This is a genomic window from Nocardioides phosphati (genome assembly GCF_014646375.1).
Lineage (GTDB): Bacteria > Actinomycetota > Actinomycetes > Propionibacteriales > Nocardioidaceae > Nocardioides > Nocardioides phosphati.
The window spans coordinates 329,951-347,491 of record NZ_BMNI01000003.1 but is presented as its reverse complement, the minus strand read 5'-3'; the positions used below and the strand labels follow the sequence as shown (position 1 = coordinate 347,491).

The following is a 17,541-nucleotide window of genomic DNA, read 5'->3' as shown; positions in this document are numbered from 1 at the left end:
GACCGCGGGGCCCAGCGCGGTCAGTCGATCCGGGTGGGCATCCAGCGCGGGTCGACACCGGGGACCGGTTCGCCGACGGCGTACCGGTAGATGGTGGCCTGCAGGGTCGCGGAGAGCGCCGCGGACGTGGCGCTGGTGAAGCAGAGGCCGGCGACGCCGAGCGCGAGGCAGACCGCTCCGACGAGCGTCATCAGGAGGCTTCCTCCGATCGCCAGGACGATTCCGCCGACGACGGCGAGGACGCCGGCGCCCCAGCCGAGGACCACCCAGGGCAGGGCGAGGCTGATCGATCCGATGGTGGTCACGCCGAAGTTCTGGCGCATCACCGACGCCGAGCGGCGGAGCGTCGCGAGCGGTCCCGTGCCCTCCACGAGCAGGACGGGAGTGGCGAAGACGGTCGCGACAGCCCACCCGACGTTGAGGGTCAATGCAGCGACGAGGCCGCCGAGCCCGAACCGCTCGAGCACCCGGACGACCATGCCGACCAGGGCCGAGACGAGTGCCCATGCCAGCAGCTGACGGCGACGGCTCCACGTCAGGCGCACCGCTGCCCCGAAGGTCACCGGACGACCGGCGGCCCGCTCCAGCGCGCTCGCCACGACGACGCCCATCGTCAGCTGCATGACCAGGCTGGCCACGGCGAACGCAGCCGCCGCCAGGGCGAGGCCTGCCCAGTCACCGGGGGTGAAGCTCGGCTCGACGTCGCGCCACAGCCAGACCGGGCCGACCACGCTGCCCGCCGCGGCGGCTGCCACGAGACAGCCCGCGAAGACGAAGAGGATCATCCGGCGATCCGCGAAGAGCAGCCGGTACGTCGCGTCGACCAGCTGGCCCGAGGGCTTGAAGACCTTCCGCTTCGACGTCCGCCCATACTCCTCGGCACGCCCGGTGCGGAACGTGCGGTCGGTCCACGCCTGTCCGTCCCAGTAGCGGACCTGGTCGGGCGTCCCGTCGAGGTACCACCCGGGCTCAGCGTTCTCGGCCATGCAAGCTCCCCGTCGTCGTTCGTCCTCCGAGCATTCCACCCTGGGGGCAGCGCCGCCCACCGTTTTCGGTGCGGACCCGCCGTACGCCGGAAATGCGATCAGCCCCGGGCGTGAACCCGGGGCTGATCGACTGGCGGTGCCGGAGGGATTTGAACCCTCGGTGGAGTCACCCCCACAAACGCTTTCGAGGCGTTCTCCTTAGGCCGCTCGGACACGGCACCGTGCGGAACCTTACCGGAGCCGCGCCGTCGGTCGAAAATCGGCCCGGGCGACGCGCGTCAGGCGCGCTGGCCGCGGAAGAAGTCGTCGAGCAGCCCCGACGCCTCGCGGGCGAGCACGCCCGCCACGACCTCGGGCCGGTGGTTGAGGCGGCGGTCGCGCACGACGTCCCAGAGGGAGCCCACAGCACCCGCCTTGTCGTCGTACGCCGCGAACACGAGGCGCGAGAGGCGGGAGAGGACGATCGCGCCGGCGCACATCGTGCACGGCTCGAGGGTGACCAGGAGGGTGCAGCCGGAGAGGCGCCATTCACCCACGGCGGCGGCCGCCTCGCGGATCGCGACGACCTCGGCGTGGCCGGTCGGGTCGCCGACCGCCTCGCGGATGTTGCGGCCGCGTCCGATGACCTCGCCGGCGGACGACAGGACGAGCGCACCGATCGGGACGTCGCCGGTGGCCAGCGCGCCGCGCGCCTCGTCGAGGGCGAGGCGCATCGGCTCGACCCACTGCTGGTGCGGGATCACGCGCTGGCCAGCCCGACCAGGTCGTCGAACCGCTCGCCGAAGCCGAGCCGGGCCGCGATCTCGGAGAGCATCTCGTCGGGGTAGAGGTCCATGTCGTCGATGAGCGCGCCGAGGTCGTCGGCGTGCATGCCGAGGTCGGCCACGATGCCGAGGTCGCCGGCGGGCACGGGCTCGTCGTCCTCCTCGGGGTAGGGCAGTGCCAGGTGCTCGATCGCCTCGCGGGCCAGGTCGAAGATGTCGGCGGCGGTGACGTCGGAGAGCAGGATCCGCACGTGGGGGCCGATCACGCGGACCAGCAGGAAGACGTCCTCGTCGAGGGCGAGGAGGCCGAGCGCGCCACCGTCGCCGGGGAAGCGCCGGAGCCCGGAGATGACCGTGTCGAGGCTCGTCAGCACCGGGTCAGCCAGCTCCTCGAGCTGCCAGACCCCCTCCTCGCGGTACGCCGCCAGGGCGATGTCGACGTCGTCGGGGCTCGCCATGGGCCCAGCGTGACAGGTTCGTGACCGGGGACCAACCCCGTTTGTGTTACGGCCGTGGGAAAGTTCCGTGCATGCAGACCGTCGTCGTCGACCACCCCCTCGTCGCCCACAAGCTGACCACCCTGCGCGACGTCGGCACCGACTCGCCGACCTTCCGCCGCCTGGCCGACGAGCTGGTCACCCTCCTCGCCTATGAGGCGACCCGCGAGGTGCGCGTCGTGCCCCGGTCGATCACGACGCCGGTGGCCGACACGGTGGGCACCGCGCTCGCCTCCCCGAAGCCGCTCGTCGTCCCGATCCTGCGCGCCGGCCTCGGCATGCTCGACGGCATGATGCGGCTCCTGCCCACGGCCGAGGTGGGCTTCCTGGGCATGGTCCGCGACGAGGAGACCCTCGAGGCGACGACGTACGCCGAGCGGCTGCCCGCCGACCTCTCCGGCCGGCAGGTCTACGTGCTCGACCCGATGCTGGCGACCGGCGGCACGCTGGCCGCCGCGATCCGCTTCCTCGTCGACCGGGGCGCCGACCACATCACCTGCGTCGTCCTGCTCGCCGCGCCCGAGGGCTGCGCGGCGCTCGAGGCGGGGCTGGAGGGCGTCGAGGTGCCGGTCACGATCGTCACCGCCGCGATGGACCAGCGGCTCAACGAGAACGGCTACATCGTCCCCGGCCTCGGCGACGCGGGCGACCGGCTCTACGGCCTGGCCCACTGACTGGGTCACTCGCCCGCCGCACCGACGACGAAGGGCCCCGCCACGCGCGTGCGTGACGGGGCCCTTCGCTCGTGCGGGGTCAGGCGACGGGCACCGGCATCTGCCCCTGCAGGAAGCGGAACGTGTACGCCGCGGCGATCGTCAGCAGCGGGATCGCGACCAGCAGGCCGACGAGGCAGGCGAGCGCGCCGAGGAGCCCGATCAGGATCGCCATCAGGAAGAGGAGCAGCAGGTTGCCGAGGTTGTCGGCGGTGAACCGGAAGCTCGAGCCGATCGCCTCGACCGCCGACTGCGCGTTGCCGACGACGAAGTACATGCCGAACCACGTGAAGAAGAGGAAGACGATGCCGGGCAGCACGCAGAGGATGAAGCCCACCATCGTGCCGATCGACACGAGGACCGCCAGCAGGATCACCTGGCCCTTGTTCCACCGCGTGAACGCCGCTCCGAGGTCGACGCGCCGCCCCTCCGTGACGTCGAAGGCCGCCCGGATGGACGCGGCGGTGAAGAAGAGCGAGAGCACCTGGGCGGCGATGCTGAACACGAAGCCGAGCAGACCGCCCGTGGCACCGAACCCGATCCGCATGCTGCTGGAGGTGCCGTCGGCGAGGGCGGACCCACCGGCGTTGAACGCCGAGCCGACAAAGCTGACGATGCCGGGGATCACGATGGCGAGGATGCCGAGCAGCAGGAAGGTGCCCGCGTTCGCCTTGAAGCCCCTCCAGCCGTAGCTGACCGCGGCCATCACGTCATAGGCCGGCGGGCCGTACTGCGGGGCGCCGTACGCCGGCGGGGCGGGCGGCGGAGGCGGCGGGGTGCCCGGCGGCGTGCCGTAGCCGCCGTAGGGCGGGGTCGGCGGCGGCGTCGCGGCGCTGGGCGGGAGGTTCGGGTCGGGCGCGGAGGGATACTGCGGCGGCTCGGTCATGTCCGCATCCTGCCCGACCCGCCCGGCGCGGGCTAGGAGACGACGGAGAGCAGTTGGGTGGCGCGGGTGAGCACGACGTAGAGCGTCGCCTTGCCGGTGGAGGCCTCGTCCTCGATCTCCTGCGGACGCACGACGACGATGCCGTCGAACTCGAGGCCCTTGGTGTCGAGGCCGGTGAGGACGACGATCCGGTCCGTCGAGGTGTCGCGGCCGGTGCCGGCGTTGGGCGCCTCGTCGGCGACCTCGGACCAGCCGGCCAGCCAGCGCTCGACCTCACCGCGACGGGCCGCGGGGACGACGATGCCGACCGTGCCCTCGACCTCGCCGGCGAGGCGGACGACCTCGGCGCGCACGCCCGACTCCAGGTCGTCGACCCGCTTCTGCACCGGCTCGACACCGGTCGACCGGACGGCCGTGGGGAGGTCGGCGTCGAGGCCGACCCGGGCGGCGTACGCCGCGGCGTACGCGTAGATCTCGGAGGAGTTGCGGTAGTTGGTCGAGAGGTGGAACTCGTGCCACTCCTTGCCCTCGAGCGCGGCGCGCTTCGCGGCCTCGGCCTCCTCGCGGATCGGCCACGACGACTGCGCCGGGTCGCCGACGATCGTCCACGAGGCGGTGCGGCCGCGGCGGCCGACCATGCGCCACTGCATCGGCGTGAGGTCCTGGCACTCGTCGATGAGGACGTGGGCGAACGGGTCGTCCTCGATGCGGTGCGTGGGCGGGGTCCAGGCGCGGGCCGAGCGGAACTCACGCTCGGACGTGGTCGTCAGCTCCTGGATGTCGGAGCCGACGAAGTCGCCGAAGCCGGAGTCCTCGTCGGTCTTGAGCGGGACGTCGCCGATCGCGTAGCGGAGCTCGTCGAGCAACGGCACGTCCTCGATGCTGAGCTCGTCGGAGACCGACCACGACTTGAGCAGCAGCGCCTGCTCGTCGGCGGAGAGGATGCCGTCGGAGACGCGCGCCAGGAAGTCGGCGTCGCGCAGCCACGCGAGCACGGAGCGCGCCTCGAGGGGCGGCCACCACTCGGAGGCGAACTCGAGGAACTCGTGGTTGTCGAGCATGTCCTCCTCGAAGGCCTTGCGGCCGCGCTCCTTGCCGCGCTCGGACTTCACCTGGCGCCACAGGGCGTCGAGCAGCGTGGACGCGACGCGGGGGATCTGCTTGTTGCGGCGGCCCTGCGAGAGCATCTGGCGCCGCAGCTGCCCGAGGATCCGGTTGTCGAGGAGCAGCACGTTGTCGCGGTAGAAGATCCGGAACTCGCGCGGTGCACCCGGCACGGCCTGGCGCGCGGCCCGGCGCAGCACCTCGGCCATGCGCGCGCTGCCCTTGACGTCGGCGAACGCCGGGTCGTCGTGGCGCGACGCCTTCACGCCGTCGACGACCTCACCGAGGGAGCGCAGCGCGATCGCGGTCTCGCCGAGCGACGGCAGCACCCGCTCGATGTAGCGCATGAAGACGCCGGACGGGCCGACGATCAGGACGCCGCCGGTCTCGTAGCGACGCCGGTCGTTGTAGAGGAGGTACGCCGCGCGGTGCAGCGCGACGACCGTCTTGCCGACGCCCGGGCCACCGGAGATCGAGGTGACGCCCTTGCCCGGCGCACGGATCGCCTTGTCCTGCTCGGCCTGGATGGTCGCGACGATCGAGTGCATGCGGCGGTCGCGAGCGCGGCTGAGCTGGGCCATGAGCGCGCCCTCGCCGACGATCGGCAGCTCCTGCGCGCGCGGGTCCTCGGCGTTGATCAGCTCGTCCTCGACACCGAGGACGGTCGTGGACTTCGAGCGCAGCACCCGCCGGCGTACGACGCCCTTCGGGTCGGCCGCCGTGGCCTGGTAGAAGACCGCGGCCGCCGGGGCGCGCCAGTCGATGAGGAGCGAGTCGCGGTTCTCGTCGCGCAGGCCGATGCGGCCGACGTAGCGGGGCTCGGGGTCGATGTCGGCCGACAGGTCCAGGCGGCCGAAGACGAGGCCCTCGGCGGCTGCGTCGAGCTGGGCGATGCGCTTCGCGGCCTGGTAGAGCATCGCGTCACGCTCGACGAGGCCGCCCTCGTGCCCGAGCTGACCGCGGCCGCGGCCCTCCTTGGCGAGCTCGGCGGCCTGCGCCTGCGAGGCCGAGAGCTGGGCCTGCACACGGTCGACGAAGGCCTGCTCCGCCGCGACTTCGGCGGCGGCGATCTCTTCGGCGGACTGGGCGTCGGTCGACACGTGAACCCCTGTGGTGACTCAGAAGACGGAAGCCCCCAAGACTACGGGCACCCGGCGGGCGTGTCCGCACCCGGGTGGGGCTACTTCCCGCGGGTCAGGAACGCCATCATCGCCTCGCGCGCCTCGTCGGTGCCGAAGAGGCGGGCGGAGAGCTGGGCCAGCTCCTCACCGCGGGCGTCGATGTCGGCGAGGAGCTCGCGGTTGAGCAGCTTCTTGGTCTCGCGCAGGCCCTGCGGATGGCCGGTGGCGAGGCTGGCGCAGACCGCCTCGACGCGTGCATCGACCTGGTCGGCAGGCACGGTCTCCGTCACCAGTCCGTACGCCGCCGCCTGGGCCGCGCTGAACTTCTCGCCGCCGAGGCAGGTCAGCGCCGCCGCGCGGCTCGTGAGGCGCGGCAGCACCGTGAGCGAGATGATCGCCGGCGCGACGCCGAGCTTCACCTCGGTGAGCGCGAAGTGGGCGTCCTCGCTGGCGATGACGACGTCGGCAGCGGCAACGATGCCGGTGCCGCCCGCGCGGACCGGACCGTCGAGGCGCACGACGACCGCCTTCTCCGACGCGACGATCCGGCGCTGCAGCTCGACGATCGCGCGGGTGCCCTCCTCCATCGGCGTCGTGGCGGCCTCGGAGAGGTCCGCGCCGGAGCAGAAGACCCGGTCGGCGGAGCGGAGCAGGATCACGCGGACCGCGTCGTCGGCCTCGGCCTGTGCAAGCCCGTCGAAGAGCTCGGTCACCAGCTTGCGCGAGAGCGCGTTGCGGTTGTGCGGCGAGTCGAGGGTGAGCGTCGCGACGGCACCGTCGACGGCGTAGCGGACGTACGGGGTCTCGGTCATGGGGTCCTTTCTACCGGGGACAGGTCGTCCCCGGTAGAAGGATCGCCGGGCGAGGCAATCCGTCCCGCTCCCGGCGACGAACCACCCCCATGGCCACCCCCCTGCCCCAGCCCTCCCGTGCGGCGTACGCCGGCGCGGGCCTGCTCGCCACGATCGCCGGCATCTCGTTCGGCCACCTCGCCGCGGCCTTCGTCGCGCCAGCGGCCTCGCCGGTCCTGGCGGTCGGCTCGACCGTCATCGACCTGACCCCCACACCGATCAAGGAGTGGGCGGTCCGTGAGCTCGGCAACAACGACAAGCCTGTCCTGCTGGCCTCCGTCGCCGTCGGCACGCTGCTGCTGGCGGCCGGCGCGGGCGTCCTCGTCCGCCGCTCGTTCGCGCTCGGCGCCGCACTGCTGGTCGCGCTCGTCGCCCTCGCCGGCATCCTGGCCGTGACCCGTCCTGCCGCCCGTCCCGTCGACATCGTCCCGGCCGTCGTCGCGGGCATCGTGGGCGTGGCGGTGCTCGCCTTCGTCACGAGCCGGCTCCGCGCCGCCTCTCCGACGGGCCGTCGCGCCCGACCGGGCTCGCGCCGCCTCGCTGCCGCACCCGAGCCGGGCACCGCCCAGGCCGTGCTCGGAGCGCGGACGGGCCGTCGTGGCCTCCTGCTCGGCGTCGGCGCGGTGGCCGCGCTGAGCGGCGCCGCCGCCGCGACCGGACAGTGGCTGGTCCACACGGGCACCCGGATCGCCGACATCATGCTGCCGCGGCCCGCCGAGCCGCTCGCCGCGCTCCCCGTCGGCCTCGAGACCAAGCACAAGGGCATCACGCCGTTCCGCACCCCGACGCGCGACTTCTACCGCGTCGACACCAACCTCGTCGTCCCCCGCGTCGACGTCGACCGCTGGAAGCTCACGATCGACGGCGACGTCGCCCACCGGCTCGAGTTCAGCTTCGACGACCTCCTCGCGATGCCGCTCGTCGAGCGCGACATCACCCTCACCTGCGTCTCCAACGAGGTCGGCGGCAAGTACGTCGGCGCCGCCCGCTGGCTCGGCGTACCGCTGAAGGAGCTGCTCGACCGCGCCGGCGTCGGGACCAAGGCGGACCAGCTGCTCAGCACCGCGGTCGACGGCTTCACGATCAGCACCCCGCTCGACGTCGTACGCGACGGGCGTGACGTGCTCCTGGCGGTCGGCATGAACGGCGAGCCGCTCCCCGCCGAGCACGGCTTCCCCGCGCGGCTCGTGACGCCCGGCGTCTACGGCTTCGTCGGCGCCACCAAGTGGCTCGAACGGCTCACCCTCACCACCTACGCGGCGAAGAAGTCGTACTGGACCAAGCGCAACTGGGCGACCGACGCCCCGATCAAGGTGTCGGCCCGCATCGACACGCCCAAGCCGTTCTCCACCGTCAAGGAAGGCACGACGGTCATCGGTGGCGTGGCGTGGGCCCAGCACCGCGGCATCGCCCGCGTGGAGGTGCGCATCGACGGCGGGGCGTGGCAGCCGGCTCGTCTCGGCCCCGACGCCGGCCTCGACTACTGGCGCCAGTGGTACCTGCCCTGGGACGCGCCCAAGGGCCGCCACCTCGTCGCGGTCCGGGCCGTCACGAAGGACGGCGACGTGCAGACCGCTGTCCGCCGTACGCCCTTCCCCGACGGCTCCAGCGGCATCCAGGAGGTCGTGGTCAACGTCGCGTGACGCAGGCCACAAAAAGGATCCAATCCGCTCCCGCCGCCGCTCCGAATCCCCCTCACAAGTTCACCCACCAGTAAATGACCGAACGAAAGGCACCACCATGAACCTCCGTCGCACCGGCTCCGCCGCCCTCCTCCTCGGCACCCTCTCGCTCTCCCTGATGGCGTGTGGCTCCGACAACAACTCCGGTTCCTCCGCTGCTCCCGAGAAGTCGGACAGCTCCTCGTCCGCCGCGATGAACGCCGGCGACCAGACCTTCGGCCCCGGCTGCAAGCTGATCCCCAAGGGCGGCGCCGGCTCGTTCAACGGCATGGCCACCGCCCCGGTCGCCACGGCCGCCAGCGCCAACCCGCTGCTGAAGACCCTCGTCGCCGCCGTCGGCGCCGCGGACCTCGGTGACACCCTCAACAGCGCCGACGGCATCACCGTCTTCGCGCCGACCAACGACGCCTTCGGCAAGATCCCGAAGAAGGCCCTCGACGCTGTCCTCGCCGACAAGGCGACGCTGACCAAGATCCTCACGCACCACGTGGTCGCCGGCCAGCTCTCCCCCGACGAGCTCGCGGGCACCCACAAGACGCTCGAGGGCGACACGATCACGGTCAAGGGCTCCGGTGAGGACTTCACCGTCGGCAAGGAGAACGCTGCGGTCCTCTGCGGCAACATCCCCACCGCGAACGCGACGGTGTACGTCATCGACACCGTCCTGATGCCCTGATCCTCACGGATCGGCAAGGATGAAGCACATGACTGGGCTTCGCTCCGTTCCCTCCGGCGACTCGTCGCCGGAGGGAACGGCCTCCCCTGACCTCGCCGCACTGCTGCGGCTCTCCGCTCGCGGAGACGAGCAGGCCTTCGCCACCCTGTACGACGCCATGTCGTCCCGGGTCTACGGCCTCCTCCTCCGCGTCGTGCGTGATCCCGCCCAGGCGGAAGAGGTCACCCAGGAGACCTTCCTGGAGATCTGGCGCACGGCCTCCCGGTTCGACCCGAGCCGGGGCAGTGCCGTCGCCTGGATGCTGACCATCACGCACCGCAAGGGCGTCGACCGGGTCCGCTCCGCAGAGTCGGCCTCGCGCCGCGACGCGACGTACCACCGCGAGACCCAGCCGGTCGAGCGTGACGTCACCGCCGAGGCCGCGACGGCCTCCCTCGAGGCCGGCCGCGTCCGGCAGGCCCTCGAGACCCTCACCCCGACCCAGCGCGAAGCCGTCGAGCTGGCCTACCTCGGGGGTTACACCCACACGGAGGTGGCAACCATGCTCGAGTTGCCACTCGGCACCGCCAAGACAAGAATCCGAGACGGACTGATCCGTCTCCGCGACACGATGGGAGTCGGACAATGAGCGACATCCACGCCCTGTCCGGGGCCTATGCGGTCGACGCCCTCGACGAGCACGAGCGTGCCCAGTTCGAGCGGCACCTGGCCGAGTGCGCGGACTGCCGCGCCGAGGTCGACAGCCTCCGCGGAGCAGCCGCCTCGCTGGCCGAGACGACCGAGGTCGCTCCCCCGCCCCAGCTCCGCGCCGACGTGCTCAGCGCGATCAAGACGGTGCGCCCGCTTCCTCCGCTGCCGCGCCAGGAGCAGGGCCGCAACGCTGGCCGTGGTCGCCGATTTCGCGGCCTCCTCGTGGCCGCCGCGGCGGTCGCCGCGGTCGGCACCGGAGCCGTGGTGACCCAGCCCTGGCACGACGACCAGAACCCGGTCGACCAGGTGATCTCCGCCGCCGACGCCGACCACGTGTCGACGAAGGTCGACGGCGCCAGCCTCACGGTCTACCGCTCGGAGAAGCTCGGCAAGGCCGCCCTCGTGGCCGACAACCTGCCCCCGGCCTCGGCCGGCAAGGTCTACGAGCTCTGGCTCCAGGTCGACGGCGCCATGGTGCCCGCCGGTCTCCTCGACGCCTCCGGTGACCAGGAGGTGCTGCTCGAGGGCGACGCCGCCAAGGCCACCGCCGCCGGGATCACCGTCGAGCCCGACGGCGGCTCGAAGCAGCCGACCTCCGCTCCGATCGCCCTCTTCGACCTCACCCAGGACACCTGATGTCAGGCACCACCCCGGCCCGGGAGACCCCGCGCCGGGTGGCTGTCGTCGGCTCAGGAGTCGCCGGACTGACCGCCGCCCACGTCATCGCGAAGTCCGCCGACGTCACCCTCTTCGAGGGCGACGACCGCCTGGGCGGCCACGCGGACACCCACCGGGTGACCGACGCGGCCGGCCGCGAGCTCGCCATCGACACCGGCTTCATCGTCCACAACGAGCGCACCTACCCCACCCTGCTCCGGCTCTTCCGGGAGCTCGGCGTGGAGACCCAGCCGTCGGAGATGTCGATGTCGGTGCGCGACGACGCCACCGGCCTGGAGTACGCCGGCGCGCTGGGCCTGCGCGGCCTCTTCCCGACCCGCGCCAACCTGGGGCGGGCGGCGTACGTGCGGATGCTGCGGGAGATCCCGCGCTTCCACCGCGCGGCCCGCCGGCTGCTGGCGACCCCGGACGAGACCGACGAGACGCTCGCCGCGTTCCTCGAGCGGCACGGTTTCTCGGCGTACTTCCGCCGGCACTTCATGGAGCCGATGGTCGCCGCGGTCTGGTCCTGCGACCCCGACACCGCGCTCGCCTACCCGGCGCGCTACCTCTTCACCTTCCTCGCGCACCACGGGATGCTGAGCGTCTGGGGCTCGCCCGAGTGGCGCACGGTGACCGGCGGCTCGCACGCGTACGTCGACCGGCTCGCCGCCCGGCTGCACGACATCCGCACGAGCACGAAGGTCACCTCGCTGCGCGAGCTCCCCGACGGCGTGGAGGTGACCGACGGCAACGGCCGCACCGAGCGCTTCGACGCGGTGGTCGTGGCCACGCACCCGCACCAGGCGCTGGCGATGCTCGCCGAGCCGACCCCGGAGCAGGCCGAGGTGCTACGGGCGATCGAGTACTCCCCCAACACCGCCCAGCTCCACACCGACACCTCGCTGCTGCCGCAGGCGCGGCGGGCGCGTGGGTCCTGGAACTTCCGTCGGCGCACCGACGCAGCTGGCAGGGTCACGGTCACCTACGACCTGACCCGCCTGCAGCGGCTGGGGACCGACACCGCCTACCTCGTCACTCTCGGCGGGACCGACCTCGTCGACCCCGCGACCGTGATCGCCACGCGGGAGTACGAGCACCCGCTCTACACGCCCGCGTCGGTGGCGGCGCAGCGCCGGCTGCCGGCCTGCGACACCGGCCGGATCGTCTTCGCCGGCGCTTACCACGGCTGGGGCTTCCACGAGGACGGCGCGCGCTCCGGTGCGCAGGCGGCCGAACGGCTCGGCTTCACGTGGCAGGCGCCAGCGGCCCTGCCGCGCGGCGGGCGGGTCTACAGCACGACGATCCGTCACGCGCGCCGCGCGCCGCGGCGTACGTTCAGCTACCGGTCGCGGACCTGGCTGGTCGACCTCGACGACCTGCCGCGGGCCCGGGCGCACCGGGAGTTCCGCGCCGCAGACCACCTCGGTGACCCGACGCGGTCGATCCGCGAGAACGTCGTCGACTTCCTCGCCCGGCGCGACATCACCGTCGACGGCACGATCCTGATGCTCGCGCACCCGCGGGCGTTCGGGCACTGCTTCAACCCGATCACCGTCTACTGGTGCCACCGCGCGAGCGGCGAGCAGGCTTGCGTCCTGATCGAGGTGCACAACACGTACGGCGACCGCCACGCGTACGTCGTCCACCCGGACGGCGACGGCCGCGCCACCGTGCCGAAGCAGATGTACGTCTCGCCGTTCCACGACGTCTCCGGCGAGTACCGCGTGGTGGTCCCTCCGCCGGGCCAGCGCGTCGCCGTCAGCATCACGCTGCAGCCCCACGGGTTCGCTGCGTCGCTGGCCGGCACCGCCCTGCCGCCCGGCCGGCGCGCCGCGCTCGGCACCCTCGTCCGCACCCCCTGGCCAGCCCTCCTCGGACGGCTCCGCATCCAGTGGCAGGGACTCCTGCTCTGGGCGCGCCGCGTCCCCGTCGAGCCCAGGCCCAGCCACGACTCCCAGGAGGGAATCCGATGACTGTCACCTCCTCCCCCACCGCTGTCGCCCGCGCGCCGCAGCCCAACGCCGAGCTCTGGCCCGACCTGGCCATGGTGCCCTCCGGGCCGCGGGCCCGGGCGTCCGCAGCGGTCGCCGGAAAGATCGTCACCGCGGCCTGCCGCCGTCTCGAGATCCAGCTGGTCAGCGCCGAGACCGCGGTGCTGCCTGACGTCGCGGCGATCGTCGTGCACGACCAGGACGAGTTCCTGCGCCGCATCGGTGCCGACGGACTCATCGGCTTCGGCGAGGCCTACCTCACCGGCGCCTGGGACTCCCCCGACATCGCCCTGCTGGTCACGAAGCTGGCCACGAGCGTCGACCGCCTCGTGCCCCAGTGGATGCAGCGCCTGCGACGCGTGCACGTACGCCGCGAGCCGAGCCGCCACCAGAACACCGTCACCCAGAGCCGGTCGAACATCTCGCACCACTACGACCTCTCGAACGACCTCTTCGCCCTCTTCCTCGACCCGACGCTGAGCTACTCCTCGGCGCTGTTCGACACCGACCTCGTGGCAGCCGGCGACCACCGCGTCGCCGTTGCGCCGGCGCCGGTGAGTGCGCACACGAGCGAGCTGTTCCGCGAGGCGCAGCAGCGCAAGATCGACCGCCTCCTCGACGAGGCGGGCGTCACTGAGGGCGCCCGGGTGCTCGAGATCGGCACCGGCTGGGGCGAGCTCGCCCTGCGTGCCGCGGCCCGCGGGGCGACGGTCCGCACCGTCACCCTGTCGCAGGAGCAGCTGGAGCTGGCGCGCGAGCGGGTCGCCGCCGCCGGCTACGGCGACCGGGTCAGCATCGAGCTGCTCGACTACCGCCTGATCGAGGGCGAGTACGACGCGGTCGTCTCGGTCGAGATGATCGAGGCGGTCGGGGACGAGTACTGGTCGGAGTACTTCCGCAAGATCGACGACCTCCTCGTGCCGGGCGGCCGGTTCGCGCTGCAGGCGATCACGATGCCGCACCAGCGGATGCTCGACACCCGCGACGACTTCACCTGGATCAAGAAGTACATCTTCCCCGGCGGCCTGCTGCCCTCGGTGGAGGCGATCGAGGAGATCACCCGGCGCGAGACCGGCCTGCGGGTCACCGACCGGCTCTCGTTCGGCCAGCACTACGCCGAGACCCTCCGTCTGTGGGACGAGACCTTCCGCGCCAACCTGGACCAGGTCCGCGCGCTCGGCTTCGACCCGACGTTCCTGCGGATGTGGCACTTCTACCTCGCCTACTGCCAGGGCGGCTTCGCCGCCGGCTACACCGACGTCCAGCAGATGACGTTCGTCAAGGAGATCCGATGACCACCACGCTCCACCCCGTCCAGTCCCCGGCGGGCACCGGCATCGCCCAGGAGCTGGCGCGCGGCCTCGAGCCGGTCGTCGGCGGCGAGCTGCCCGTCCGCCTGCGTGCCTGGGACGGCTCCGAGGCCGGCCCGGTCGACGCTCCGCTCGTCGAGATCCGCAGTGCCGACGCGCTGCGCCGGATCTTCTGGCACCCGGGCGAGCTCGGTGCCGCGCAGGCCTACGTGACCGGCGAGCTCGAGGTCCACCACGACCTCGACGACGCCCTCACCCATGTCTGGGAGGTGGTCCGGCAACGCGGCCTCGACGGACGTCCGGGGCTCACGGCCCTGGCCCGCGCCCTCGGCACGGCCGCTCGCGCCGGTGCGCTCGGCCGTCCCCCGGCACCGCCGGCGACCCAGGCCCGCGTGCGCGGCCGCCTCCACAGCAAGCTCCGCGACCGCGCCGCGATCAGCCACCACTACGACCTCTCCAACGAGTTCTACGGCCTGATCCTCGACGAGACGATGGCGTACTCCTCGGCGTACTGGCGCAAGGCGCCGGGCACCACCGGCTACACGCTCGCCGACGCGCAGCGCGACAAGCTGTCGCTGATCTGCCACAAGCTCGGGCTCGAGCCGGGCATGACCCTGCTCGACGTCGGCTGCGGCTGGGGCTCGCTCTCGCTGCATGCTGCCGAGACGTTCGGCGCCCACGTCACCGGTGTGACGATCTCGGCCGAGCAGAAGGCCTACATCGACGAGCAGGTGCGCCAGCGCGGCCTCGAGGACCGGGTCACGATCCTGCTGCAGGACTACCGCGAGGTCGTCGGCCGCTGGGACGCCGTCGCCTCGGTCGAGATGGGCGAGCACGTCGGCCAGGCCAACTACCCCGAGTACGCCGCGGTGCTGGCGGGCTCCGTGCGCCGCGGTGGCCGCGTGCTGGTGCAGCAGATGTCGCGGCGCGGCCGGCACCCCGGCGGTGGCCCGTTCATCGAGTCGTTCATCGCCCCCGACATGCACATGCGGCCGGTCGGCGCGACCGTCGACCTGATCGAGGGCTCCGGCCTGGAGGTGCGGGACGTCCACGCGCTGCGTGAGCACTACGTGTGGACCGTCGACGCCTGGATCGACAACTTCACCGAGCACCGCGCGGCCCTGCGTGACCTCGTCGGCGAGGAGGCGATGCGCGTCTGGGAGCTCTACCTCGTCGGCGGCCGGATGGCCTTCCGCGACGGGCGCATGGGTGTCGACCAGATCCTCGCGGTCCGTCCGGGCGAGCCGCACGACCTGCCGCCGGTCCGGAGCTGGTGATGGACCTCCTCGTCGTCCTGGCAGCGCAGGTCGTCGTCATCACCGCGGCGATGGCCGTCACGGCGTACGCCGCGCGACGCGCCGGGCGCTACTCGGTCGTCGACACGACCTGGGGCCTCGCCCTGGCAGCCGTCGCCGTGACCGCGGCGGTGGCCGGAGGACTCCTCGGCTCAGGTGAGCCGTGGCGGTCCTGGCTGCTCGCCGGCCTCGTCAGCGTCTGGGGCCTGCGCCTGTCGTGGCACATGCACCGCCGCAACGCGGGTCACGGCGAGGACCCCCGCTACGCGGCCATGCTCGAGGGCACCACGCCCGCGCAGCGGGTGCTCAAGGTCTGGGTGACTCAGGGCGCGGCAGTGGTACTGGTGGCACTGCCGGTCACCGTTGGAGCGGTGACCTCGGGCTGGCGCGGACCTGTGGTCCCCGGCCTGGCGCTCTGGCTGCTGGGCGTCTCCTTCGAAGCCGTCGGAGACGCCCAGCTGGCCCGGTTCAAGGCCGACCCGGCCAACCGTGGCCGGATCATGGACCGCGGGCTCTGGTCCTGGACCCGCCACCCCAACTACTTCGGTGACGCGTGCGTCTGGTGGGGCGTCTGGCTGGTCTCGCTCACGACCTGGTGGTCGTTGCTGACCGCCGTGGGCCCGCTCGCCATGACGTACTTCCTGGTCTTCGCGACCGGCGCCCGGCTGCTCGAGCGGCACATGGGCGACCGCCCGGGCTGGGCTGACTACGCTGCCCGCACCTCGTTCTTCGTGCCGCGGCCACCCCGCCGCGGCGTACGCCGCTCTACCCCGGAGGTCCGATGACCACGCTGTCCGACTTCACCGCCACCACCCTCGCGGGGCAGGAGCAGCCGCTCGCGGCGTACGCCGGGCAGGTGGTGCTCGTCGTCAACACCGCCTCGCAGTGCGGCTTCACCCCGCAGCTGACCGGCCTGCAGGAGCTCCAGGAGCGCTTCGGCGACCGGGGCTTCACCGTCCTCGGCTTCCCGTGCAACCAGTTCGGTGGCCAGGAGCCGGGCTCGGCCGAGGAGATCGGGGCGTTCTGTCAGCGCAACTACGGCGTCGACTTCCCGATGTTCGCCAAGGTCGACGTCAACGGGCCCGACGCGCACCCGCTCTTCCGGTGGCTGACGCGCGAGCGCCCCGGCCGGCTGGGGCGCAAGATCCGCTGGAACTTCACGAAGTTCCTGCTCGACGGCGAGGGCGCCGTGGTCGCCCGCTACGGCAGCACCACGAAGCCCGAGCGGATCGCCGCCCGGATCGAGGACGCGCTCAGCGAAGCCCGGATGCGCTGAACCCCGGCCGGGCGCTCAGGAGGCCTTGAGCAGCATCAGGTTGGTCTTGCCCGCGTGCTCGAGCTCGCCGACCTGGCGGTAGCCGCGGCGTTCGTGGAAGGCGAGCGACGGCTCGTTGGTGTCGTAGACCTCGAGGGCGACGGGCAGATCGGCCTCGACCGCGTCGTACAGGCGCGAGGCCACGCCCTTGCGCCGGTGGGCGCGGGAGACGACGATCCGGTCCAGGTAGACGTAGTCGTCGAGCCGCGCCTCGAACCAGTCGTAGCGCGTGGAGTCGTAGACCGAGCCCGGCGGCAGCGTGATCACGAAGCCGGCAATGTCGCCCGCGTCCTCCACGACGAGGGCCTGGTCGGCCTGCTTGACGAGGAGCGCAAGGCCCTCGTGGTCGAGCTCGCCGACCCCTTCGAGGGCGGTCTGGTTGAGCTCGACGATCGCGTCGAAGTCGTGCTGGCGGACAGGGCGGAGGGTGGCGCTGTTGGCTGGAGTCATCCCTTCGACCGTAGGCAGCAACCGCCCCTGAGCTGCAACTTTCGTGGGCAGGCTCACGCGGCGAATGCGACGAAACCGGGCGACCCGGGCGTTCATGGCACGCTGCGGCCGGCGCCTCGGGCCGGGCTGGGCAGGCTGGATAGCCTCGGCCCATGGCGCACCTCGAGTACACGCTCCGCGGCGACGCGGACCAGTTCCTCACCCACCTCGACTCCGCGATCCTCGGCCGCAGCATCACCGCGTCGGCCGAGGGCGGCACCGACCAGCGGATCGGCGATGCCCGGATGGTCGTGCGGTCGTACGAGCGGTTCGGCGCCCTCGGCGGCAACCGGGTCGCCCTGACCCTCAGCATCCTCGCGGTCGGCGACGAGCTCGCGGTGTCGGCGTTCGGCACGGGCGGGAGCCAGGCGATGTTCTTCAAGGCCAACACCTTGAGCGAGAGCAGCTTCCTCGGCGTCGCCGCGCGCGCCATCGAGTCGTTCCCGGGCCAGGGCGACGCCTGACGGCACCGGGGTTGCCGTGTCGTCCGCCCGGACGTCACGCGGACGTG

18 protein-coding genes and 1 tRNA gene are annotated in these 17,541 nt (G+C 72.4%); 11 read left to right on the top strand and 8 right to left on the bottom strand.

Annotation, left to right across the window (positions count from 1 at the left end):
* Positions 1 to 20 precede the first annotated feature (20 nt).
* From IEX47_RS08905 to IEX47_RS08890, 4 genes are all read right to left on the bottom strand, one after another.
* On the bottom strand, positions 21 to 986 hold the full coding sequence (locus tag IEX47_RS08905) for a DUF6159 family protein (protein ID WP_188783642.1): 966 nt from the start codon (positions 984 to 986) through the stop codon (positions 21 to 23).
* Positions 987 to 1,117: 131 nt separating this feature from the next.
* Positions 1,118 to 1,207, bottom strand: a tRNA-Ser gene (locus IEX47_RS08900).
* Positions 1,208 to 1,264: 57 nt separating this feature from the next.
* On the bottom strand, positions 1,265 to 1,699 hold the full coding sequence (locus tag IEX47_RS08895; RefSeq protein ID WP_188783745.1) for a nucleoside deaminase: 435 nt from the start codon (positions 1,697 to 1,699) through the stop codon (positions 1,265 to 1,267).
* Positions 1,700 to 1,725: 26 nt separating this feature from the next.
* The gene (locus IEX47_RS08890) at positions 1,726 to 2,208 is read right to left on the bottom strand and encodes a tRNA adenosine deaminase-associated protein (RefSeq protein WP_188783641.1); all 483 of its coding nucleotides are present in this window, start codon (positions 2,206 to 2,208) and stop codon (positions 1,726 to 1,728) included.
* Positions 2,209 to 2,279: 71 nt separating this feature from the next.
* On the opposite strand from IEX47_RS08890, the gene upp reads away from it, so the two are divergent.
* Positions 2,280 to 2,921 (top strand): uracil phosphoribosyltransferase, encoded by a 642-nt coding sequence (gene upp / locus IEX47_RS08885; protein WP_188783640.1) that lies wholly within the window; start codon positions 2,280 to 2,282, stop codon positions 2,919 to 2,921.
* 79 nt (positions 2,922 to 3,000) lie between these two features.
* On the opposite strand, the gene IEX47_RS08880 is transcribed toward upp, so the two are convergent.
* The 3 genes from IEX47_RS08880 to IEX47_RS08870 all read right to left on the bottom strand — a co-directional run bounded on the left by IEX47_RS08880 (position 3,001) and on the right by IEX47_RS08870 (position 6,883).
* Entirely contained in the window at positions 3,001 to 3,846 is an 846-nt protein-coding gene (locus tag IEX47_RS08880; RefSeq protein ID WP_188783639.1) for a hypothetical protein, read from the bottom strand.
* Between the two features lie 32 nt (positions 3,847 to 3,878).
* Positions 3,879 to 6,050: a HelD family protein gene (locus tag IEX47_RS08875; RefSeq protein ID WP_188783638.1), complete on the bottom strand. Its 2,172-nt coding sequence runs from the start codon at positions 6,048 to 6,050 to the stop codon at positions 3,879 to 3,881.
* An 80-nt stretch (positions 6,051 to 6,130) separates the two neighbouring features.
* On the bottom strand, positions 6,131 to 6,883 hold the full coding sequence (locus IEX47_RS08870; RefSeq protein WP_188783637.1) for an enoyl-CoA hydratase family protein: 753 nt from the start codon (positions 6,881 to 6,883) through the stop codon (positions 6,131 to 6,133).
* Between the two features lie 89 nt (positions 6,884 to 6,972).
* Here IEX47_RS08870 and IEX47_RS08865 point away from each other — a divergent pair, with 89 nt between their 5' ends.
* The 9 genes from IEX47_RS08865 to IEX47_RS08825 all read left to right on the top strand — a co-directional run bounded on the left by IEX47_RS08865 (position 6,973) and on the right by IEX47_RS08825 (position 16,502).
* On the top strand, positions 6,973 to 8,565 hold the full coding sequence (locus IEX47_RS08865) for a molybdopterin-dependent oxidoreductase (protein WP_188783636.1): 1,593 nt from the start codon (positions 6,973 to 6,975) through the stop codon (positions 8,563 to 8,565).
* A 97-nt stretch (positions 8,566 to 8,662) separates the two neighbouring features.
* A complete protein-coding gene (locus IEX47_RS08860; RefSeq protein WP_188783635.1) occupies positions 8,663 to 9,280 on the top strand; it encodes a fasciclin domain-containing protein in 618 nt (205 codons plus the stop codon).
* 28 nt (positions 9,281 to 9,308) lie between these two features.
* Positions 9,309 to 9,908, top strand: a complete 600-nt coding sequence (gene sigK, locus IEX47_RS08855) for an ECF RNA polymerase sigma factor SigK (RefSeq protein WP_188783634.1) — start codon at positions 9,309 to 9,311, stop codon at positions 9,906 to 9,908.
* Positions 9,905 to 10,606, top strand: coding sequence for an anti-sigma factor (locus tag IEX47_RS08850; protein ID WP_188783633.1), 702 nt, complete (start codon positions 9,905 to 9,907; stop codon positions 10,604 to 10,606). The genes sigK and IEX47_RS08850 overlap by 4 nt, the downstream gene beginning before the upstream one ends.
* Positions 10,606 to 12,603 (top strand): FAD-dependent oxidoreductase, encoded by a 1,998-nt coding sequence (locus IEX47_RS08845; protein WP_188783632.1) that lies wholly within the window; start codon positions 10,606 to 10,608, stop codon positions 12,601 to 12,603. The genes IEX47_RS08850 and IEX47_RS08845 overlap by 1 nt, the downstream gene beginning before the upstream one ends.
* Complete coding sequence (locus tag IEX47_RS08840) at positions 12,600 to 13,916, top strand: SAM-dependent methyltransferase (protein WP_188783631.1); 1,317 nt, start codon at positions 12,600 to 12,602, stop codon at positions 13,914 to 13,916. The genes IEX47_RS08845 and IEX47_RS08840 overlap by 4 nt, the downstream gene beginning before the upstream one ends.
* Positions 13,913 to 15,208 (top strand): SAM-dependent methyltransferase, encoded by a 1,296-nt coding sequence (locus IEX47_RS08835; protein WP_188783630.1) that lies wholly within the window; start codon positions 13,913 to 13,915, stop codon positions 15,206 to 15,208. The genes IEX47_RS08840 and IEX47_RS08835 overlap by 4 nt, the downstream gene beginning before the upstream one ends.
* Complete coding sequence (locus IEX47_RS08830) at positions 15,208 to 16,011, top strand: DUF1295 domain-containing protein (RefSeq protein WP_188783629.1); 804 nt, start codon at positions 15,208 to 15,210, stop codon at positions 16,009 to 16,011. Before IEX47_RS08835 ends, IEX47_RS08830 begins: the two co-directional genes overlap by 1 nt.
* Positions 16,008 to 16,502, top strand: coding sequence for a glutathione peroxidase (locus IEX47_RS08825; protein ID WP_188783628.1), 495 nt, complete (start codon positions 16,008 to 16,010; stop codon positions 16,500 to 16,502). The genes IEX47_RS08830 and IEX47_RS08825 overlap by 4 nt, the downstream gene beginning before the upstream one ends.
* 15 nt (positions 16,503 to 16,517) lie before the next feature.
* Here IEX47_RS08825 and IEX47_RS08820 read toward each other — a convergent pair whose 3' ends face one another.
* The gene (locus IEX47_RS08820; protein ID WP_188783627.1) at positions 16,518 to 16,991 is read right to left on the bottom strand and encodes a GNAT family N-acetyltransferase; all 474 of its coding nucleotides are present in this window, start codon (positions 16,989 to 16,991) and stop codon (positions 16,518 to 16,520) included.
* Between the two features lie 152 nt (positions 16,992 to 17,143).
* On the opposite strand from IEX47_RS08820, the gene IEX47_RS08815 reads away from it, so the two are divergent.
* Positions 17,144 to 17,494, top strand: coding sequence for a DUF6054 family protein (locus IEX47_RS08815; RefSeq protein WP_188783626.1), 351 nt, complete (start codon positions 17,144 to 17,146; stop codon positions 17,492 to 17,494).
* Positions 17,495 to 17,541: the final 47 nt, after the last annotated feature.